At 60.3% G+C, this 20802-nt stretch carries 15 protein-coding genes; 14 read left to right on the top strand and 1 reads right to left on the bottom strand.

Annotation, left to right across the window (positions count from 1 at the left end; all coding sequences use genetic code 11):
• Positions 1-36: 36 nt before the first annotated feature.
• Positions 37-465 (top strand): hypothetical protein, encoded by a 429-nt coding sequence (locus ATC04_RS11030; protein WP_047118874.1) that lies wholly within the window; start codon positions 37-39, stop codon positions 463-465.
• Positions 466-471: 6 nt separating this feature from the next.
• On the opposite strand, the gene rfbA is transcribed toward ATC04_RS11030, so the two are convergent.
• Positions 472-1380: a glucose-1-phosphate thymidylyltransferase RfbA gene (gene rfbA, locus ATC04_RS11025; protein ID WP_047118875.1), complete on the bottom strand. Its 909-nt coding sequence runs from the start codon at positions 1378-1380 to the stop codon at positions 472-474.
• 102 nt (positions 1381-1482) lie between these two features.
• Here rfbA and rfbB point away from each other — a divergent pair, with 102 nt between their 5' ends.
• From rfbB to ATC04_RS18865, 13 genes are all read left to right on the top strand, one after another.
• Positions 1483-2505, top strand: coding sequence for a dTDP-glucose 4,6-dehydratase (gene rfbB, locus ATC04_RS11020; protein WP_047118876.1), 1023 nt, complete (start codon positions 1483-1485; stop codon positions 2503-2505).
• Positions 2502-3935: a bifunctional dTDP-4-dehydrorhamnose 3,5-epimerase family protein/NAD(P)-dependent oxidoreductase gene (locus ATC04_RS11015; RefSeq protein ID WP_047118877.1), complete on the top strand. Its 1434-nt coding sequence runs from the start codon at positions 2502-2504 to the stop codon at positions 3933-3935. Before rfbB ends, ATC04_RS11015 begins: the two co-directional genes overlap by 4 nt.
• Positions 3936-4458: 523 nt before the next feature.
• A complete protein-coding gene (locus ATC04_RS11010; protein ID WP_160309073.1) occupies positions 4459-6903 on the top strand; it encodes a helix-turn-helix transcriptional regulator in 2445 nt (814 codons plus the stop codon).
• Positions 6900-9572 (top strand): LuxR C-terminal-related transcriptional regulator, encoded by a 2673-nt coding sequence (locus ATC04_RS11005; RefSeq protein ID WP_047118879.1) that lies wholly within the window; start codon positions 6900-6902, stop codon positions 9570-9572. Before ATC04_RS11010 ends, ATC04_RS11005 begins: the two co-directional genes overlap by 4 nt.
• A gap of 580 nt (positions 9573-10152) precedes the next feature.
• Positions 10153-11682, top strand: a complete 1530-nt coding sequence (locus tag ATC04_RS11000; protein WP_052772322.1) for a sugar transferase — start codon at positions 10153-10155, stop codon at positions 11680-11682.
• Entirely contained in the window at positions 11683-12777 is a 1095-nt protein-coding gene (locus ATC04_RS10995; protein ID WP_047118880.1) for a Gfo/Idh/MocA family oxidoreductase, read from the top strand.
• A gap of 8 nt (positions 12778-12785) precedes the next feature.
• Positions 12786-13796 (top strand): NAD-dependent epimerase/dehydratase family protein, encoded by a 1011-nt coding sequence (locus tag ATC04_RS10990; protein ID WP_152666923.1) that lies wholly within the window; start codon positions 12786-12788, stop codon positions 13794-13796.
• 68 nt (positions 13797-13864) lie between these two features.
• On the top strand, positions 13865-15019 hold the full coding sequence (locus ATC04_RS10985) for a DegT/DnrJ/EryC1/StrS family aminotransferase (protein ID WP_047118882.1): 1155 nt from the start codon (positions 13865-13867) through the stop codon (positions 15017-15019).
• 1 nt (position 15020) lies between these two features.
• Positions 15021-15713, top strand: coding sequence for a NeuD/PglB/VioB family sugar acetyltransferase (locus tag ATC04_RS10980; protein WP_047118883.1), 693 nt, complete (start codon positions 15021-15023; stop codon positions 15711-15713).
• Positions 15710-16843 carry a DegT/DnrJ/EryC1/StrS family aminotransferase gene (locus ATC04_RS10975; RefSeq protein WP_047118884.1) on the top strand — a complete coding sequence of 378 codons (1134 nt, stop codon included), beginning with the start codon at positions 15710-15712 and terminating at the stop codon, positions 16841-16843. Before ATC04_RS10980 ends, ATC04_RS10975 begins: the two co-directional genes overlap by 4 nt.
• Complete coding sequence (locus ATC04_RS10970; RefSeq protein WP_231735965.1) at positions 16840-18360, top strand: lipopolysaccharide biosynthesis protein; 1521 nt, start codon at positions 16840-16842, stop codon at positions 18358-18360. The genes ATC04_RS10975 and ATC04_RS10970 overlap by 4 nt, the downstream gene beginning before the upstream one ends.
• Positions 18357-19625: a glycosyltransferase gene (locus tag ATC04_RS18870; RefSeq protein ID WP_047118885.1), complete on the top strand. Its 1269-nt coding sequence runs from the start codon at positions 18357-18359 to the stop codon at positions 19623-19625. Before ATC04_RS10970 ends, ATC04_RS18870 begins: the two co-directional genes overlap by 4 nt.
• 343 nt (positions 19626-19968) lie before the next feature.
• Positions 19969-20802 carry a glycosyltransferase gene (locus ATC04_RS18865; protein WP_160309074.1) on the top strand — a complete coding sequence of 278 codons (834 nt, stop codon included), beginning with the start codon at positions 19969-19971 and terminating at the stop codon, positions 20800-20802.

Here is a 20802-nt window from a genome sequence, read left to right as displayed (position 1 = left end):
GAGAAACTTGGTTTACCGCCGTCGCAAAGAAGCAAGGTGGGTGCTGCGTCGGACGTCTTGGCGAACCATCTCGTGCGGTATGCACAGGGCTCGACAGTGCTCCCTCCGGGTGCCTTTTGTCATTCTCGTGACCAGATCAGATCGAAGAAATTCACCTATCCGCTGGAAACCAAAGGTCTGGCTGTATTTCAGCTGCGTGCATTCCTGCATACTTCCAAGGTCATCTATATTGGAGAAATCGGCTCCCATCCAGGTACGCTCTACTGCAAGGAACTGAAGATCATGCACGATGTGGAGGCAGGCAGGCAGGCAGGCTTGGACGCCATTAGGACCGTGCTGACGAAGACGTCGAACTGGCCACTACAAGGGGTAGGTCTGCCGCGACTTGGCAAAAATGATGGCGGGAGTCTTGGAACAATCGTGTGGTTGTTCCAAGACTCCCGCATCTGTATGTATCGTATGTGAACGTGCCTAGACGCCGAGCGGATCCGTGGCCGCATGATATGGGTCTGCGAAGCTGTGATCGAGCAGCTCATTGAGATAATCGCCGTAGCCGCTCTTGCCCAGCGCGACGGCCAGACCGCGCAGATGGGCGTCATCGATGAACCCCTGGCGCCAGGCGACTTCTTCCGGTGCGCCGATTTTCAAGCCTTGCCGTGCCTCGACGGTACGAATGAAATTGGACGCGTCGTTCAGCGACTCGAAAGTCCCGGTGTCCAGCCACGCGGTGCCCCGCGCGAGGACATTCACATTCAGGTTTCCCTCGTCGAGATACAGGCGGTTGATGTCCGTGATTTCCAATTCGCCACGCGGTGAAGGCGCAAGCGTTTGCGCCTTGCCGACCACGGAATTGTCGTAGAAGTACAACCCCGGCACTGCGTAGTGGCTCTTCGGTTCTGCCGGCTTTTCCTCCAGCGAGATCGCTCGGTGGAATTCGTCGAATTCCACCACACCATAGGCCCGCGGATCCTTGACCCAGTATCCGAACACCGTGGCCCCCGGCTGGTCTACATATTTCCGCAGCTGCGTGCCGAAGCCCGGCCCGTGGAAGATGTTGTCTCCCAGGACCAGAGCAACAGACTCGTCCCCGATGTGTTCGGCACCGATAATGAACGCCTGTGCCAGCCCCTCCGGTTTTGGCTGCACCTTGTAGCTAAGCTCGATCCCGAACTGCGAACCATCGCCGAGCAAGTCTCGAAATTGGGCCTCGTCCTGAGGCGTCGTAATGACCAGAATGTCCCGAATACCAGCCAGCATCAATGTAGATAGCGGGTAGTAAATCATGGGCTTATCAAAGACCGGCACCAGTTGTTTTGAAATGCCCTTCGTAATTGGGTGCAAGCGCGACCCAGTTCCCCCAGCAAGTATGATTCCCCTCATGAGTCGAGCCTAGCAACGGCGCAATACTGGTTGTCAGAGTATCCGTACTCGAAATTCTCTAGGTCTGCACATCACGCGCGTATTGCTGGTTAGCGTAGAGCTATGAATAGAATCCTTGTGACTGGGGGAGCGGGATTCATTGGGGTCAACTATGTCCACCACATGATCGAGCACTCCGACAGCGCCATCACCATCCTCGACAAGATGACCTATGCGGCCAATCGGCTGTCTCTTGAAGGCCTTCCAGGCAACAGGGTCAAACTAGTCGTCGGCGACATCGCCGACGCGGCTCTCGTGGACGAACTGGTCGCGAAGCACGACGTCGTTGTGCATTTCGCGGCGGAATCGCACAACGATAACTCGCTGCATGATCCAGGGGTCTTCGTGCGGACCAACGTCGTGGGTACCTTTGAACTGCTTGAAGCCGTACGCCGGCACAACGTGCGTTTCCACCATATTTCCACCGACGAAGTCTATGGCGACCTGGCGCTGGATGACCCGCAGCGGTTTACCGAAACCACTCCTTACAATCCGTCGAGCCCGTACTCGTCAACCAAGGCATCCAGTGACCTTTTGGTGCGCGCGTGGGTGCGGTCATTCGGCATCAATGCGACGCTTTCAAATTGCTCCAACAACTACGGCCCGTTCCAACACGTCGAAAAGTTCATTCCACGACAGATCACCAATGTCCTGATCGGGGAAACGCCGAAGCTCTACGGCGACGGAACCAACGTCCGCGACTGGATCCATGTTCGGGACCATTCCTCGGCGGTCCAGCGTATCGTCGAGAAGGGACAGGCCGGACGCACCTATTTGATCGGCGCCGATGGTGAATGCAACAACGTCGAGGTACTGAAGATGATCTTGCGGCTCATGGGCGAGCCGGAGAATGCGTTCGAGCATGTGCTGGATCGCCCGGGCCATGATCTGCGTTACGCCATCGATTCCACGACCCTGCGTACCGAGCTGGGCTGGGTGCCTGAGTACACGGACATTGAGCGCGGCCTCGCGCAGACCATTGACTGGTATCGGAGTAATCAGGCCTGGTGGGAGCCGAGCAAGGCGAACACGGAGCGTCGATATGCGCAGCAACTCCGCAACGCTTCTCAGGCGGCTACCGCATGAACGAGGCCAAAGAGCTGATCGTCCAACCAACCGAGATCGCGGGTCTGCTGGAACTGACGCTGCCCGTGCACGGAGACGCGCGTGGGTGGTTCAAGGAAAACTGGCAACGCGAAAAAATGGTTGCCGCGGGGCTTCCCAACTTTCGCCCGGTGCAGAACAACGTCTCTTTTAACGCCGAGCGCGGAACGACCCGGGGGCTTCATGCAGAGCCCTGGGACAAGTACATCTCGGTGCTCTCCGGCAAGATTTTCGGAGCCTGGGTGGATTTGCGCCCCGGTCCGGGATTCGGCGCAGTCCACACCGCAGTTGTCGGGCCGGACTCTGCATTGTTCATTCCGCGAGGGGTCGCTAACGGATTCCAGACTCTTGAAGAAGGAACGGTCTATTCGTACTTGGTGACCGAGCACTGGACCGAACAGGCCCGCTCGGAGTACAGCTACGTCAACCTGGCGGATCCCGCTTTGGGAATCGCTTGGCCGATTGCTATCGAAGAAGCGGTGATCTCCGACGCGGATCGGAACCATCCGATGTTGGACAAAGCCAAGCCGGTGTTGCCAAAGAAAATTGCGGTCTTCGGCGGCAACGGGCAATTGGGACGTGCGCTTGCACAAATGGGCCAGCAGGATCCGCGGATCGAGGTGTTCACTCGCGCCGAGGTCGATTTGGAAAGGCCTGATTTCCTCGACGGTTTCCCTTGGTCTACGTACAGCCATGTCATTAATGCCGCGGCCATGACAGCCGTGGATGAGGCCGAAAATCCTCAAGGCCGGCGAAATGCTTGGCGGGTCAACGCCACAGCTGTCGCGGATCTGGCGGCCCGCTGCACCCAGAATGATGTGAAGCTTGTTCACGTATCCACGGACTACGTATTCGACGGAAAAGACGAGTACGTGGGCGAAGACCATCCCCTTGCACCACTGGGCGTATATGGCCAAAGCAAAGCCGCCGGCGAGGCCGCAGTTTCCTCACACCCCGAACACACGGTGGTGCGAACGAGCTGGGTTGTCGGGGATGGCAAGAACTTCGTCGACACGATGTTCAAGCTAGCAATGCGCGGCATCTCGCCGCAGGTGATTGACGACCAATTCGGAAGGCTGACCTTTGCAGAGGATTTGGCTGGAGCCATTCTGCACCTGATCGATACGTGGCAGCTTGGCGGTGTCTACCATCTTCAATGCGACGGTCCGGCTACCAGCTGGTTCGAAGTGGCGAGAACGATCTATGAACTCACTGGACACGATCCAGAGCAGGTGAAGCCAACGTCCGCAAGCGAGTACTCACGCTCAGTTGACCTGGCAGCGCCACGTCCTAGGAATAGTACTTTTAGTCTCGAAAAGATCCGAGGAACCGGGTACAGCCCGTCTTCGTACTTAGTTCGTCTGGCGGAATATCTTAAGGCAAAGTCGGATGCCAATCAAATGGTCGACTAACTATCGGACACACCACGTAACTCAGTAAATAACGAGTAAGTCGTCCTGTGTTCGAGGGATTCGTGACAGCGCGCAAGTAAAAGAAGGGTTCGCAAACTTGATGGAAGTTACAAATCTTCTAGTCAGGACCTTATCGCGAGGGCGTCCGCCAAATTCAGAGGTTTCGGGGCTTCGGTGCACTAGTACTTGATTTATCGCGTAGTTGTACTTGGAATTGCCGCAGCGGCCTGAAATATGGTGATTTTTATCTACTGCGAGCCTAGGATGAAAACACGCGGATTGGTCGGGGGATCCATCCGCAGTCATATTTGGGGAATGAACCGATTGGGGCGGTTTTTAAATGGAGTACTCGAGAGTACTTATCGGGGACGATACTCGGAATTCACGCAGGCTCTGGGGCGAGACCAACGCATTGGTCGCAACTCCAACCGATGCAATTACCGAGATCGGCAGGATCCTAGAGAATCCTGCAAAGTCCGGAGCGGTAGTCTCCGGACCATCGGGCAGCGGGCGCCGTGCAAGCGTGGAAGCTGCGCACAGCCAACTTATTGATCCGCAAAAACTTATTCGGCTCAACGGGAGCAGCTTCGGGCAAAAGATGCCCATGGGCGTTCTGGCCTTCCTGCTGGCGCAGCTTGAAACAGCTGAACAGCCGAGCCGGCACGAACTCGTGCATGGGCTTGCGCGGGCACTGTGCCCGGATGGCAAGCCATCCGTGGTCTTGCTCGGCAAGCCAGAGCTCATCGATGAGGAATCCGGGTCGTTGCTTGCCCAGCTTGCTGCGATGCACAAGATCAAGCTCATCGTCATCTGCGACGAAATCCAGGACCTTCCACAGGATCTGCTTTCGTTGTTCCGTACCGGGCAGATGGAGCATGTAAGCATCAGCCGGATGAGCACCTTGGAGACGCGGGCATTTCTGGAGTCCGAGCTTCAAGGGCCAATCTCCGCCTTCGCTGCTTCGACGTTGCAGTATCTCGCCGACAGCAACCGCGGATTGATTCTCAAGCTGGCGCGGATCTGGATTGCCAACGGACAGCTGAGCCAGGAGTCCGGAACCTGGGTTCTTCGGGATCTGGACCTTGGCAATGGTCCTGCAGTGCAGACCATGTTCAATTCCATGACCTCGGGGCTTGAAGATTCCGAACGAGTACTCTTGTATGCACTGGCCATGGGTGGTGCAGTCTCCCGAGACATGGTGCACCGTGCAGAACAGACCAAGGCCATGGATCAGTTGATCGCCAAGGACCACGTGAAGGTCGTGCCGCAGGCGGACCACCGCGTCATGATTGCGGTTCCATTGCTGCGCCTGATGCTTCGGCAGAACATCGATCCGGAGATGGAGCGTCGCAGCAACGAAGTCGTGGCACACCTGCACAAGGATCCAGAGACCGCCGTGGCACTTTCGGCGATGTCGTTATTGTCGGATCTGGGGCAAAACTCCACGTTGCTCGACATCGCTGAAGAGTATTCGCGCAGCGGATACGCCAGCGGGAAATGGGTTGTGGCGCCGTTCGCCCGGATCCGAATTCTGAAGTTGCACATTGGCGCATTGCTTCAGCAGGGGGACGTCCCGGTTGCCGTGAGCCTCATCCGGCTTGCACACGAGAACCTTCTGGCTGCCATTGATGATGCATGGTCCCAGGACCGGCTGTTGCGCGCCCAGCAAGAGCTCGACTTGCTTACCCAGCTGGTTGATTCTGCCCAGGCAGAAGTTAATGCAGGGTCGGAAGACTGCCATATCGACGACACTCCGGCGCAGCTGAAGGGGTGGATGACCCGGGGACTGCACTTGCGTGCCATGGCCCTGCAGTCGACGAATTGCGCGGCGCGCGCACGCCAGACGGACGCCCAGACAGTTGTCGACCATATCGGCAACGAGCTGCGAAACCGCCGCCTGGGAATGGCTTCCTACGGGGGAATGTGCGCCGAAGACCTGGCAGAGATCGAAGAGCAGCTGCTCATGACTGAAATGCTGTGCGGAAAATATTCCGAGGCGCTCGTCAGGGCGACAGAACTTGCGGCGGGGAAATTTGCATATCCGCAGCTGATCGCCCGGGCCGAGAGTGCACGGGGCATCCTGTTCGCACTGCAAAGTGATCACGAACGTGCTCTGAAAATTCTTGAACCGTGCCTGTCTCAGGCGCGCCAGCAGGAAGAAACCGCAGGGAAGATTGCGATGGAAGCCGTGGTTTCCCATTCGCTGATGGTCCTGGGGCGACGGAGCGAGGCGACGGAACTGCTCAGCCAGGAACAGGACGACATCTCGACCTCGTCGCAGGTGAACTTCCACAGTTGGGTGGCCGAAGTCTTTTCGGCCATGAGCCTGGCCCTCATCGGATCGCCTGAACAGGCGATTGCGAAGTTGATGTCATTTGCCGATAAGTCCCGCGCTGGCGGCTACCTCACCCTGGAGATGGGCGCGTTGGCCTGCGCGCTTCGGCTGGGCTATGCGGATCCCGATTCCCGTTTGGGCGCGGTGGCCGCAAACTGCCAAGGGGCTACGGCTGAAATGTACGCGGAGCTTTCGGAGAAGCACCATGGAGAATCGGCGGACCTTTTTGCGGTGCTTCGCAATCTGGTGGCTTCCGGACATATTCTGATGGGTGCGGTATCCGGCAATGCACTGGTTTCGTCATTGACAACCAAGGACCAGCGGAAGTTGGCAAAGCTCGTGGGCACTGTCAAGCGTCCTGCGTACCTCGCTGACAACAGCAGGTCCGATGCGCTGGCATCTGGGAAGACCGGTGCCCCAACGTGGGCCGGAGACCTGACGAAGCGCGAGTCGCAGATCGCGTTGCTGGCGATCTCGGGGAAAACGAACCTTGAAATTGCCCGCATCAACGGCGTTTCAATTCGGACCGTTGAAGGGCACCTGTACCAGGTGTATTCGAAGCTTCAGGTTCGCAATAGGCAAGAACTGACTGCACTTGATCGTGCCAGCCGACGTGCGGCGGGACAGCTGTGAACGCAATAGACTACAAGAGCCGACGTAAATCCAGCGAGTACCAGGACCTGCTGCACGTGGTCAGCACGCCGGAACCAAGCGGTGCCTTGGTTCTCGGCGGCGTGGGCATGGGAAAGACCAGCCTGGTTGACGCGGTCATGACCAGCACCGGGCTCAGCGAGCCCGCAATGACGCTTTACTGCAGCCCGACGCTTGCTGCGGTTCCCTACGGGGTATTGTCGCCGTATCTTGACGCGTTGGCTTCAGTGGACGAACCTGTGCAGGTGCTGCGCGAGATCAACCACGTACTGGCCAGCGTGCCTGATAGCGACCAGCCGCGGATTGTTGTTGTCGAAGACGCACAGTACCTGGATGCCCAGAGTTGTTTCGTGCTTTCAACCCTGATGGAGAACGCGGCAATCAAGCTCATCGCGCTCGGCGCAGGCGTCTTGGAATCGGAATCGATCGTGGGGCAGCTGGCCCAGTCGCCGTTGATGTCGACGATCGTTGTGCAGCCATTGGACGTTTCAGGAATCCGGACCGTTGCTGAATCCATGCTCGGGGGCACCCTCAGCGAAAGCTCAGTCGGGACGATCCACCGGCTGTCGGGAGGCAACCCGAGCTTCGTCGAGGCCCTGATCGCTTCAAGCTTGGAACAGGGATTGCTGATCCGGGACAAGGAAATGGACTACGGTCCCAGCGCACCACAGGGCATCTGGCTCCTGAGCCAGGACACCATCGGTGTTGACTCGCGGCTGACGAATCTTGTCAGCGAGATCCAACGGTTGAGCACCGAAGACGAACGGCGCACGCTGGAACTATTGGCCTTGGGCGGACCGGCGCCTAAGCTCGTTCTCGACTGCGGACGGCTTGACTACCGTCGGATGATTGACGCCGGCCAGCTGCATGAGCTGCCGGACGACACCGTGGCGTTGGCCTCCGAGCTTCACCGCCGGGTGCTGCGCCTGATGGTTCCCGCGCAGCGAAGTGCGGAGCTGTACGATTCATGGCAGCAGTGCACGAGTGAACTGGGTATGGAACAGTCAGCGTCGCACGTTCTTTGGGGCCTCGAAGTGGGACAATCCTTCCCAACTGAGCGGATTCTGGATGCTGCATCATCGGCCCTGGATGAGGGCAACTATCCGTTGGCATGGGAACTTTGCCGTGCCGGAAACGTTGCCCATTCGAGCGGCCACGGTGCACTGTTCGAAGCGGATGTACTGCTCGGCTTGGGACGGTTCGAGTCAGCGCGAAACATCCTGCTGAGGTTCGTCGGAACGGCCAAAGCGCCTCACCTGCTGACCTCGGCCTTCAGCCAGCTGCTGGTCGTCGTCACCAATCTGGGCAACAACCTGCCCCTGATGCGCGACTACATCCAGCAGTGGAAGGAATGGGTGTCGAGCCTTCCTTCCGATGCCGAATCGGCGAAGGCCGTGATGGACCAGCAATTCGCACAGCAACTTCTGGATCTGTGGGTGCGGGTGAACTCGATCGACGGACAGTTCCCCGAGGCCAAGGAATTCGAGCGGATCATCAATGATCCAAATTTCCCGGACGAAGGCCAAATCATTGCCCGCTTGATGTACTGCGACGCCGAAAGCGTTATGGGGCACTCCGAGCGAGCGCTGTCCATCGCCCGGGAAGCCATCGAGTTGATCTCCGATGACCCGAAGATCCGGGCGCTGTATGAAACCCGTCTGATGTTCCTGCAGTGCTGGAACCTGTTGCAGCTGGGGGAGAACCAGAAAGCGCAGCAACTGCTGGACACCTATCGCTACGGCGGAGAACGCTTCGGTGTACAACACCAAGGTGCCGTAGTTCTAATGCTGGGTCTTTCCGACCTGTTGCAGGGACGCAACCAGTCGGCCCTTCGCAGGTTTGCGGAGGCGGTCACCGAGTTGCGATTCGGAGATCCCGCCCAGGTGCTGACGTTCGCGAGAAACCTGCACGCGATGGCTCATGAGTTTGGGGGAAGTCTCGGGACAGGCACGGCTTCCGGAGCTCTGGAAAGCAAACCACAGCCGCCTGAGCTCATGGGGGAGACCCCGTCGCGCCAGCGAGTCTTCGCCAGGGCTTCGGCCGCGACAATCGGCAGGCCCCAAGGCAGTGAGAAGCTCAAGGACTTCCCTGTTTTCGAACGGATGGCTCTGGCCCACAAGATTTCGCATCTGCCAGATGAAGAACTTGCCGGCAGCAAGGACCTCAGACGCCTGATTGAGCTCTGCGATGAACACGAAGGCACGAAGTCGCAGCTCCTGCTGCAGCTGAGCAGGTATCGCGCGCAGAGCGAGCCTCAGCCGTTGGAAGAGCTCGCTCAGAAGGCGTTCAGAAGCCAGGAAGTGCTCATTGGCGTCGAAGCGCTGGCACGTGCTGCGGTGCGCTATTCGGAGGCGGGGGAGTCGCGTACGTGCGGGACCCTGCTTCGCCAGGCATCGCGAGTAGTTAACGAGCAACGGATCAATCCGAACAAATATGTTGCGCGTGCTCTCGCGCTGACCGAGCTGACCGCTCGGGAGGCAGAGATCGTCCAGTTGGCGCTGTCAGGAAAAAACAATGCGCAAATCGCGCGCGTGTTAACTGTTTCCCAGCGTACGGTTGAGGGCCATCTTTACAGGGTTTTCTCGAAGCTGGGTATTTCCGAACGCTCCGAGCTGGTCGTCGCCGAACTTGATTTTGGGACAGCCCAGTAAGCTGACTACGTGTTTCAAGCAATCTTGAAGTAAGAAACACGCGTGCGGACGATTATCGAGTTTCAGTAGTCTCTATTGTCAGGGAGCAGCGCCGGATCCATGGATCCTGGACTGTCCACGAGAGAACTGGGGACCATGCACGTGGTTAATATCCCTGAGGACTCCTTCCCTTAGACGGGGCGGCGGTTAGCGAATCCGCAAGGATTACCCCCCAGCGCAACCGTTCGCCCCTTATGCGAAACAGGTCTCATACCGGATCTCCCCCGATCACTGGTATGGGACCTGTTTTGTATTTAACGGTATTTAGCGGCGCAAGTGTTCTCTAGGTATCTCCTAGGTATCAGACGAGTACCTTCTCAAGGTTTCTTCACAGGATTCGAGTGTTCCTCCACTCGTGCGACTAAGTACCTTGCGTCATAAGCTCGGATCAACGAGAGCTGCGGGACTACGCAAGGGGAAGCGGCTCTCAACTGGGGAATTTGCATCTTTTTGGGGGATTGCACGATATGTGTATTTTTTGGGGGGCTTTCACGCGCCTGCGCCCGCGCAACGGAATCTTCGCAGGTAGCGGGGTACGGTAATGTCGCAGATTAGCGGACGCCTTGAAAGCAATAACTTTGGATCATCGAAGCTCTTCGGTGCAACCCGCCCGGCAGAGCCGGCAGCAGCATCAACCGCAGCAGTCGACGGGCGTCGCTACGTTCGACGCCTTGCCGTCACCGATTTTGTCATCATCGCCGTAGCCAGCATCCTGCCGGAGGTTTTCGTCCTGGCCGGTGGCCAGCTGAATCCTGAAGCCCAGCAGCTGTCGCAGCACTTCGCGCTGACCGGGGCCGTCGTAGCACTGGCCTGGATTCTCAGCCTGGTCTTCTTCCAGACCCGCGCTGCCGGACGGATTGCCGTAGGCATGCAGGAATACAAATTCCTGGTCTACGCAACCGCAGCAGTGGCCGGCGGCATTGGGCTGATCGCCCTCATCACTGGAAACCTGGACTACAGGTTGTTCATCCTGCTGAGCCTGCCGGTTGGCCTCGGAGCGCTGCTCCTGGGGCGTTGGGGCTGGCGGCAATGGCTGGCGCGGCAGCGCCAGCGCGGCTTCGCGCTGAGCAACGTGCTGGTGTACGGACAGATCAAGGACGCGCCGTACGTGGTTCGACAGATCTCCAAGCAGTCCGGCCCTGCCTACCGCGTGGTGGGAGTGCTGCTCGACGGCGCACAGGACGAAGACTCCGAGCAGGTTCTTCGAATGGCAGATCCGACGCTTCCGCTGTCTTACGACACCGGAGCCATCGAGGATGAGGTCCTTCGCTACGGAGCGGACTCCGTGGTGGTGGCCGGCCCGCTGACCGGAGGAAACTCCGCGTTGCAGGAACTCGGATGGCGCTTGGAGAAGACCGGCACCAAGCTGATCGTCGTCTCCTCGCTCACCAACGTCGCCAGCCGCCGGGTGCGGACCAGCCCGGTCGACGGAATGCCGTTGCTGCACGTCGAGCTGGCCCGGTTCACCGGGTGGCGGTTCTTGCTCAAGCGCGGATTCGACATCGTTTTCGCCTCGCTGGCTCTGCTGGGCCTGAGCCCGGTATTCCTCGTCATCGCCTTGCTGATCCGCCTGGACGGCCCGGGAAAGATCTTCTACAAGCAGGAACGCGCAGGCCTGGACGGACTTCCGTTCCACATGCTCAAGTTCCGGTCAATGGTGGAAAACGCCGAGGAGCGCTTGGCGGAGCTCGAAGCCCAGAATGAGGGCGCAGGGCCCCTGTTCAAGCTCAAGGACGACCCCCGGGTGACCCGCATCGGTCGCCTGCTGCGCAAGCACTCGCTCGACGAATTACCCCAGTTCATCAACGTCCTGCGCGGCGAGATGTCGGTCGTCGGGCCGCGGCCGCCGCTGTTCAAGGAAGTCGAAGCCTACACGGGACACGACCACCGTCGCCTGTACCTGAAGCCGGGCGTCACCGGGCTGTGGCAGGTCAGCGGACGATCCAATCTGGATTGGGCCGAAAGCATCCGCCTGGACCTGTACTACGCAGAAAACTGGACGGTTCTGAGCGACCTGCGCATCGTGTGGCGCACCTTTAAAGTCATGATCAAGCCAGATGGAGCCTACTAAATGAGCATCGCACCGGATACAAGCATCAACCCCGCACTGCGAGTCGCGGTGGTCGGTGCAGGATACTGGGGACCTAACCTGGCGCGAAACTTTGCAATGAGCAGTGAGTGGGAACTTGTCGCCATCTGCGACATGGACCTGGAACGCGTCCGGGCACTGGCCCGCAAGACCGGAGAGCCCGCGGTCGCCGGATCGCTGGATGAACTTTTGGCCAACCACGACATCGATGCCATAGCCATCGCCACGCCGGCGCGGTCCCACTACGCCATCGCCATGCAGGCCATCGCCGCGGGGAAACACGTAGTGGTGGAAAAGCCGCTGGCGGACAACAGCGTGCACGGACGGGAAATGGTGCAGGCGGCGGCCGGCGCCGGAACCATCCTGATGGCCGACCACACGTACTGCTACACGCCGGCGGTGCTGAAGATCCGCGACCTGCTGGCCGACGGCGAGCTGGGGGAGATCCTCTACATCGATTCGACCCGCATTAACCTCGGACTGGTCCAGCCGGATGTCGACGTGTTCTGGGACCTTGCCCCGCACGACCTGTCCATCCTGGACTTCGTGCTTCCCGGAGGCCTGCGCCCGCTGTCGGTCACCGCACAGGGGGCAGACCCGCTGCAGGCGGGCAAGTCCTGCATCGGCTACCTGAGCATGCCGCTGGACAACGGGGCGCTGGCCCACGTGAACGTCAACTGGCTCTCGCCGACCAAGATCCGCCAGATGGTGATCGGCGGCAGCAAGAAGACCCTGATCTGGGACGACTTGAACCCGCAGCAGCGCTTGAGCATCTTCGACCGCGGCGTGGACCTGGACCGCCAAGAAATGATCCGCACCGACACCGAGGACCGCAAGGGAGCCACGATCTCCTACCGGCTGGGCGACACCTGGTCGCCGGCCCTGTCCGAATTCGAACCGCTGGGGCTCATGGTCTCGCAGTTCGCAGCCAGCATCCGCGGCAACAAGCCCGCACCCACCGACGGCGCATCCGCACTGCGCGTCCTGCGCGTCCTGGAAGACGCCAGCGCAAGCCTGGCCAACGGATCCGCACCGCAGTTCAGCACCGAGACTTCCGCAATGGAGAACGCATCATGACCCAGTCACTGGCACGCCTTGAAGGCAAGAAATTCCTGGTTACCGGCGGCGCCGGCACCATCGGTTCAGAAATCGTCGACCAGCTGCTGGCCGCCGGCGCCGAACAGGTGGACATCCTGGACAACCTGGTCCGCGGACGCCGCGGCAACATTACCGAAGCCCTGTCCAGCGGCCGCGTGAACCTCATCGAGGGCGACATTGCCGACCGCGAACTGGTCCGCGAGGTCACCGAAGGCAAGGACGTGGTCTTCCACCAGGCGGCCATCCGCATCACCCAGTGCGCCGAGGAGCCGCGCCTGGCCGTGGACGTCATGGTCAACGGAACCTACAACGTCATCGAGGCGGCGGTGGAGGCCAAGATCCCGAAGGTCATCGCCGCATCCAGCGCGTCGGTCTACGGCATGGCCGAGGAGTTCCCGACCACCGAACGCCACCACCCGTACAACAACGACACGCTGTACGGCGCGGCCAAGACCTTCAACGAGGGCCTGCTCAAGAGCTTCCACGCCATGTACGGGCTGGACTACACGCTGCTGCGCTACTTCAACGTCTACGGACCGCGCATGGACGTGCACGGCGCCTACACCGAGGTGCTGGTGCGCTGGATGGAGCGCATTGCCGACGGGCTGCCGCCGCTGATCTTCGGCGACGGCTCGCAGACCATGGACTTCGTGTTCTCCGAGGACATCGCCCGCGCCAACCTGCTGGCCGCGGCCAGCCCGATCCGCGAAGGCATCTACAACGTGGCCAGCGGCACCGAAACCAGCTTGAAGGAGCTGGCTGAAACGCTGCTGAAGGTCATGGGTTCGGACCTGCATATCGAGTACGGGCCGGAGCGCTCGGTGAACTCGGTGGTCCGCCGCCTGGCCGACACCAGCGCGGCCCGCCGCGACCTCGGCTTCGAGTCCACCGTGGGCCTGGAAGAGGGACTGCGCCGGCTGGTCACCTGGTGGGAGCCGCTGCGTGAGGAAGTCGCCGCCGGCCGGCTGCTGAAGAAGCCGGTTGCCGCAAGCCACTAGGCAAAACACCGCGTACGCACTACATTTGTGAATAATCACGCGAACACCGATTTTTTGGGGGAAGAATCATGGATCGCATCAGCGTCATGAAGCCATGGCTGGGGACGGCCGAATCCGACGCGGTAGCAGAGGTCATCGCCTCGGGATGGGTCGCACAAGGCCCGCGCACCGCAGCATTTGAACAGGCATTTGCCGAACATCAGCAGGTGGGGCACGCGGTAGCGGCCTCGAACTGCACCACCGCGCTGCACCTGGCCTTGAAAGTCGCCGGGGTGCAGGCAGGGGATGATGTGGTTCTCCCCTCATTCTCGTTTATCGCCACCGCGAACGCCCCGACCTACCTGGGCGCGCGCCCGGTGTTCGCGGACGTCGAGGAAACCACGGGAAATGTCAGCGCGCAGACCATCGAAGCCGCACTGACACCGAAGACCACCGCCATCATCGCCGTGGACCAGGGCGGCATGCCGCTGGACCTGGAGCCGTTGCGGCGGCTGTGCGACGAGCGCGGGCTGGCGCTGGTCGAGGACGCCGCCTGCGGTGCGGGCTCGACCTACCGCGGCGCGCCCGTGGGCGTGGGCGCCGACGTGTCGGCGTGGTCGTTCCACCCGCGCAAGCTGCTCACCACCGGCGAGGGCGGCATGCTCACCACGAACAATGAGCAGTGGGCGCAGCGCGCCCGGCGCCTGCGTGAACACGCCATGGACGTCTCCGCGGCGGACCGCCACGGCTCCACACTGGCCCCGCAGGAAAGCTACGGGGAGATCGGCTACAACTTCCGGATGACCGACATGCAGGCGGCCGTGGGACTGGTCCAGCTCTCCAAGCTCGAGCAGATGGTGGTGCGCCGGCGCGAACTGGCCGCACGCTACCAGCAGGAGCTGGCAGGGGTGCCGGGGCTGCGCTTCGTGCAGGACCCGGAGTACGGAACCTCCAACTACCAGTCATTCTGGATCGAGGTGAGCCGCCCGTTCCCGCTGGACCGCGAGGGGCTGCTGGCCAAGCTCGCCGAGGACGGGATCTCCGCACGCCGCGGCATCATGGCCTCGCACCTGCAGCCTGCCTACGCCGGGCACAGCGGGTACACGGTTGCGCTGCCGGTCACCGAGCGGCTGACCGCCAACACGCTGATCCTGCCGCTGTACCACGACCTTCGGGAAGAGGAACAGGACCGCGTGATCTCCAGCGTGCTCTCCGCCAGCGCGCTGACCGCCGCCGGAGCCTAGCATGGCCAAAATCCTGCTCCTGGCCGCCAGCGGGCTGGCCCGGGAGACACTCGAATCCATCCGGCAGACAGGCGACCACCAGGTGCTCGGGATCCTGGATGACAATGCAGCGCTGCACGGCACCTCAGTGAACGGGGTGCCGGTGCTCGGGGGACTCGACCTGGCCGTGCGGCGCAGCGAAAAGCTGCTGCTGTGCGCAGGGAAGGGCGCCTCGCGGGCGGCCATCGCCCGGCGGCTGGATTTGCCCGAGGAACGCTACGCGACCCATGCCAGCGCCCACGCGGTGCTGGGCTCCACGGTCGCCGTGGGCGCCGGCAGCATCATCCTGGCCGGCACCGTGGCCACCAGCGACGTGCGCATCGGACGCCATGTGGTGCTGATGCCGCGGGTGGTGCTCACCCACGACGACGTGCTGGGGGACTACGCCACGCTCGCCGCCGGCGCGGCCATGGCCGGAACCGTGCACGTGGGCGCTGAAGCCTATCTGGGAACCAACAGCACGGTCCGCGAAAACCTCCGCATCGGACGCGGCGCCGTGCTCGGCATGGCCGCGGCGCTGATCACCGACCTGCCGGCGGGGCAGACCTGGGCCGGAAATCCGGCCCGCCCGCTGGACTCCCGGATTCCGGGCCGCAACCCGGAACCGACCAACAACACACTTTTGAATGCAAGCCTGAAAGAGGCCACTCGATGAGCAACAACGCGATGACGACCCACGCACCCATTCCGCTGGTGGACCTGAAGGCCCAGCAGCGCGAAGTCCAGGACCAGGTTAATGAAGGACTGGCCCGGATCTTTGAGAATACGGCATTCATCGGCGGCGCGGCCGTGGCAGACTTCGAACAGGCGTACGCCGGCTTCGTCGGGGCGGGGCACTGCATCGGCGTGGGCAACGGCACCGACGCGCTGGAGCTCGCGCTGCGCGCCGCCGGGGTGGGCCCCGGGGACGAGGTCATCATCCCGGCCAACACCTTCGTGGCCACCGCCGAGGCCGTCAGCCTGGTAGGAGCCATCGTGGTGCCAGTGGATGTTGATCCGCAGCATCTGCTCATCGACCCGCTGGCTGCGGCCGAAGCCGTCACCGAGCGGACCAAGGCGATCATCCCGGTGCACCTGTACGGCCAGACCGCCTTCGTGGAGGAACTTGAGCCCATCGCTGCCGCCTGCGGCGCGGTGATCATCGAGGATGCGGCGCAGTCGCAGGGCGCCACCCGCTTCGGGCGCAATGCCGGAACCCTGGGCCGCGTTGCGGGCACCAGCTTCTACCCGGGCAAGAACCTGGGCGCGGCCGGCGACGCCGGCGCGGTGCTCACCAACGACCCCGAGCTCGCCGAGCGGGTCCGCCTGCTCTCGGCCCACGGCAGCCGCGTGAAGTACGTGCACGAGGCAGTGGGACGCAATTCCCGGCTGGATGCGGTGCAGGCGGTGGTGCTCAGCGCCAAGCTGGAGCGCCTGGCCGGCTGGAACCAGCTGCGCCGCGACGCCGCGGCCCGCTACTCTGAACTGCTGGCGGATGTTCCGGGTGTTGTCCTGCCGCAGCAGGCCGAGGGCAACGAGGACGTGTGGCACCTGTACGTCGTCCAGGTCGAGGAACGCGACCGGGTGCTGGCCGAACTGAACGAGGCGGGCATCGGCGCCGGCATCCACTACCCGGATCCGGTGCACCTGACCCCTGCATTCGAGCACCTGGGCTACGGCGCAGGCTCCTTCCCCGTGGCCGAGCAGGCCGCCGGGCGAATCCTGTCGCTGCCGCTGTACCCGCACATCACCGAGGAACAGCAGCAGCGGGTGGTCCAGGCCCTCAATGCGGCAGTATCACGATGAAGACCAAAGGCCGTCGGCGTCTGGAAAAAAGACGAGGAGGTCCCGGAGCATCAAGCGCCTTCGGGTGGAGCCTTCTGAACACCATTGTGGCGCGTTTTGCCACGCTTGGCATCGGGATCGTTTTGGCCCGTGTTCTCGGACCGGAAGAGTTTGGCACCTTTGCGGTAGCCTTGGTCGTTCTCATGGCCATTTTGAGCTTCAACGAGCTGGGCGTCAGCCTGGCAATCGTGCGTTGGCCTCAAGACCCCAAACACATCGCTCCCACGGTCAATACGATATCCGTTGTCGCGAGCATCATCATTTTCTGCGGTGCCTATGTCCTGACACCGGCGGTAGCCACGGCAATGGGGGATCCCGAAGCTACAAAGGTGATCCAGCTGCTTCTGGTCAGTGTCTTGATCAACGGTGCGGTCGCAACGCCGGCTGCTCTGCTTCAGCGCAGATTCCAAGAACGCACGCGTATGGTTATTGACCAGACCAATGTATGGGTCGGGGCCATCATTTCCCTTGTTCTTGCGCTGATGGGATTCGGGGCGATGTCGCTTGCGATCGGCCGGCTCGCTGGATCATTGATTTCCGGCGTGATGTTCCTGGCCGCGTCGCCGCTTCCTTACCGCTTCGGCTGGAATCGAGAAGTTGCCCCGCAACTTCTCCGATTCGGTCTTCCCCTTGCAGGCTCGAGTATCGTCGTTTTCGCTGTTGGTTATGCAGACCAATTGACCGTTGGCGCTGCTCTGGGCGCAACGGCGCTGGGCTTCTATGTCCTGGCCTTCAATCTGTCCAGCTGGCCGATGAGCATCGTTTCCCAACCGCTTCGGCGGGTTGCACCGGCGGCATTCTCGCATCTGCAAGCGAACCCCGCGGGGTTGGGACGTACCGTGAGTACGCTCATGGGGCTGCTTGCGGTGTGTACTGTTCCGTTGTTCGCATTCGTCTCCGGCGCTTCGAGATCCCTTGTTGAATTTATCTACGGTTCCCAATGGCTTCCGTCAGCTGCGGTTCTGTCATTCTTGGTTTTCTCGGCGCTGGTGCGCCTTGCCTATGAACTGATGTACGACTACCTGGTAGTTCTTGGACGCACCGGAACAGTTTTCGCGGTGCAGCTCGTGAGCCTCTGCATCATGGTTCCGGCCTTGCTGCTGGGTGGATATCTCCGCGGGTTGGTCGGCCTGAGCGCTGCGCACGCTTTGGTTTCCTGGTTGGTAATCCTGCCAATGTACGGCTTCCAGCTTTCGCGGGCTGGGGTCAAGATCTCAGCCATTGTCCGCCGTGCACTATCGCCAGTCCTAATCGGGCTGGGAGTGGGAATCGCGTCCTACTACATCACGCTGTCTATCCCGTCGACATTCTGGGGTCTGGCAGCGGGTGGGACGCTGGCGTTCATTTGCACCGCAACAATGCTTTATGTGCGACGAGCCGATCTGGCTGTAGTTCGAGGTATTGGACAGGCCAAAACCGAGGCGGAACCAGTAGGCGATGCAACAACAGTAAGTGTTGCCAAAGAGGAGCTTCAATGAGGATTCTTGTTTTTCCACACGATTTTGGTATCGGCGGCAGCCAGCTGAACGCGGTAGAGATCGCCGCGACGCTGAGGGATCAGGGACATGAGTGTGTCATCTTTGGCAACCCGGGTCAGCTCAACGGCCGGATCTCGGAGCTCGGTCTCGAATACATCGAAGCTCCACGTCCAAGAGTTCGACCTACGCCGAGCATCGTTAAGGCCCTGGTTCAGATTATTGACGAACGCGATATTCAAATACTTCACGGATTTGAATGGCCACCGAGCCTTGAATGCGCAATCGCTAGCCATCTGCGTCCAGCAACGAGGCACGTTTCTACCGTGATGTCGATGTCGGTTGCGCCGTTCATTCCACGAACTACTCCACTGATCGTCGGCACCGAGGCTATTGCCCATCATGAACGCGAGTCCGGTCGTTCGATCGTAACTGTCCAGGAGCCACCCGTGGACTTGGACCATAACAGCTTGGGCGCGGTCGGATCCACCGATGCGTTCTTTGAACGGTGGAACCTTTCGCATCAGGCCTTCACCGTTGCAGTCGTTTCACGGCTTGCTCCTGAACTAAAACTTGAGGGAATCTTAGCCGCGATCAAGGCCCTGCCATTGCTTGGAAGCAATCAGCCCGTGCAGCTGGTCATTGTCGGCGACGGACCTTCCGAGCCCGAGGTGCGAGCCGCAATCGAAAGCGCCGGCCTTGGGGCGACTCCCCACCGAGTAGTGATGACTGGCTCACTGAACGATCCCCGAGAAGCCTATGCGGCCGCTGATGTCGTCTTAGGCATGGGTGGTTCCGCTCTCCGTGCCATGGCGTTTGAAAAGCCATTGATAGTTCAAGGTGAAAATGGGTATTGGAAGCTGCTGACTTCGCGCTCACTTCCTGATTTCCGATGGCACGGGTGGTACGGTCGCGGCGATAGCTTGCACGCTGGACCGGAACGTTTGGCAAAGATTCTTGACCAGCTCATCGCAGACGCGGTCCTACGTGAGCGACTGGGGCAATTTTCCCTCGAAACAGTGCTGGAGCATTATTCGCTAGAACGTGCAGCGCAGATCCAACTGGAAGCCTATGAAGCAGCTCTGAATAGTTCTCCGCAACGGGCCAACGAACGCCTTCATGGGCTTGCGAGCCTGTATAAATTAGCAAATTATGAGTTCCGCCGACGATGGTCCAACCTGCGAGGGAGGACCATAAAAGACGATGATTTTAATGCTTCCCCGATCGTCACGGAACGTCCACAAGTACACCGCGTAGGGGCTGAATAGTATGGCTATCCCAGACACAATTCTTTGGATTGCAGGTACGTCATGGGACAGCGTTCCAGGTACAGATCGTCGACTTGTTGACGAGCTTGCAGAGCACTTTGACGTAATTTGGGTTGACCCACCGGTGCGACTCCCAAAGGGTGCTATTGCCTCTCAAGAGATCAAGCAAGTTCAGCCGCGAGTTTGGCGCCTGCCCATCTACACTTTGCCTGGTATTACCAGACCTGTAATACGAAGAATTACTAGTTGGATACTCCAACGAAATATTCAGACTGCCTTGCGGACGATGGGGCGCAGTCCCATTGCAACAGTCGTAGCTTTTCCGATAGCCCGGTTTCCATCCATGAACACTGGACAACGAATCTTCTACGTCACCGATGACTGGCTAAGCAGCGCACACCTGACTGGATTCTCGCAGCAATACATGCGAAAAATCGTTGCCCGGAACCTTAGCGCGGCAGATGTTGTCGCTGCTGTTACCCCGGTACTTCTGGAGAGCCTGAATAAGACCGCATCATTTACGAGGGGAATTGTCTTTCCCAATGGATGCCCCGAAATATCTCCACGGGGTGAAGTGCGCCGTCGCCGGGAAATAGGCCTGTTTGGGCAACTGAACGAGAGACTGGATCTCGAAATTCTTGAGCAGCTACAGCTTAGCGGCGTTCGTATACTCGTGGCTGGACCGCGCACCGATACTGACAAAGCCTTTGGTTCGAAGCTGACGAGATTTTTGGAATCCGAGAATGTCCAATGGGTCGGCGCGGTTTCTTCTACCGAGCTCCAGCAGTATCTCGCAAGAATCAGTGTGGGTATCACTCCATACGCTGATACCGAATTCAATCGATCGAGTTTTCCGCTCAAGACCCTGGAATATCTGGCCGCCGGAGTCCCTGTTGTGGCTACCTCTTCACCAGCTGTGGATTGGCTGCAATGCGACCAAATCTACGGGGCAGAAGACACTGCTTCATTTGTCGGGCGTACGCTCGAACTTTTGGACGCTTCGTGGGACATGGCCGAGGAAGAACAACGGCGCAATTTCGCCAAGAACCATAGCTGGCGCCAACGGGCCCGCCAGTTCTCCGAACTGATTGGCCATTCGCCCGTTGGTAATACGCCATCGGAACACGGAGAAGCTCAAGGCACGTTGAAGAGCGTATCGACAATTAAGGAACCGTAG

Source organism: Arthrobacter sp. YC-RL1 (genome assembly GCF_001454985.1).
In the GTDB taxonomy this organism is placed as follows: domain Bacteria; phylum Actinomycetota; class Actinomycetes; order Actinomycetales; family Micrococcaceae; genus Glutamicibacter; species Glutamicibacter soli.
Note: the sequence above shows the minus strand (reverse complement) of the source record. Positions and strands in the feature narration are given on the sequence as shown.

Excerpts from the sequence above, each read along its gene's own strand:
- ATC04_RS10980 (WP_047118883.1), top strand. The coding sequence starts at position 15,021 with ATGGCCAAAATCCTGCTCCTGGCCGCCAGCGGGCTGGCCCGGGAGACA.
- rfbB (WP_047118876.1), top strand. The coding sequence starts at position 1,483 with ATGAATAGAATCCTTGTGACTGGGGGAGCGGGATTCATTGGGGTCAAC.
- ATC04_RS11015 (WP_047118877.1), top strand. The coding sequence starts at position 2,502 with ATGAACGAGGCCAAAGAGCTGATCGTCCAACCAACCGAGATCGCGGGT.
- ATC04_RS11000 (WP_052772322.1), top strand. The coding sequence starts at position 10,153 with ATGTCGCAGATTAGCGGACGCCTTGAAAGCAATAACTTTGGATCATCG.
- rfbA (WP_047118875.1), bottom strand. The coding sequence starts at position 1,380 with ATGAGGGGAATCATACTTGCTGGGGGAACTGGGTCGCGCTTGCACCCA.
- ATC04_RS18865 (WP_160309074.1), top strand. The coding sequence starts at position 19,969 with ATGAACACTGGACAACGAATCTTCTACGTCACCGATGACTGGCTAAGC.
- ATC04_RS10970 (WP_231735965.1), top strand. The coding sequence starts at position 16,840 with ATGAAGACCAAAGGCCGTCGGCGTCTGGAAAAAAGACGAGGAGGTCCC.
- ATC04_RS18870 (WP_047118885.1), top strand. The coding sequence starts at position 18,357 with ATGAGGATTCTTGTTTTTCCACACGATTTTGGTATCGGCGGCAGCCAG.
- ATC04_RS10995 (WP_047118880.1), top strand. The coding sequence starts at position 11,683 with ATGAGCATCGCACCGGATACAAGCATCAACCCCGCACTGCGAGTCGCG.
- ATC04_RS10985 (WP_047118882.1), top strand. The coding sequence starts at position 13,865 with ATGGATCGCATCAGCGTCATGAAGCCATGGCTGGGGACGGCCGAATCC.
- ATC04_RS10975 (WP_047118884.1), top strand. The coding sequence starts at position 15,710 with ATGAGCAACAACGCGATGACGACCCACGCACCCATTCCGCTGGTGGAC.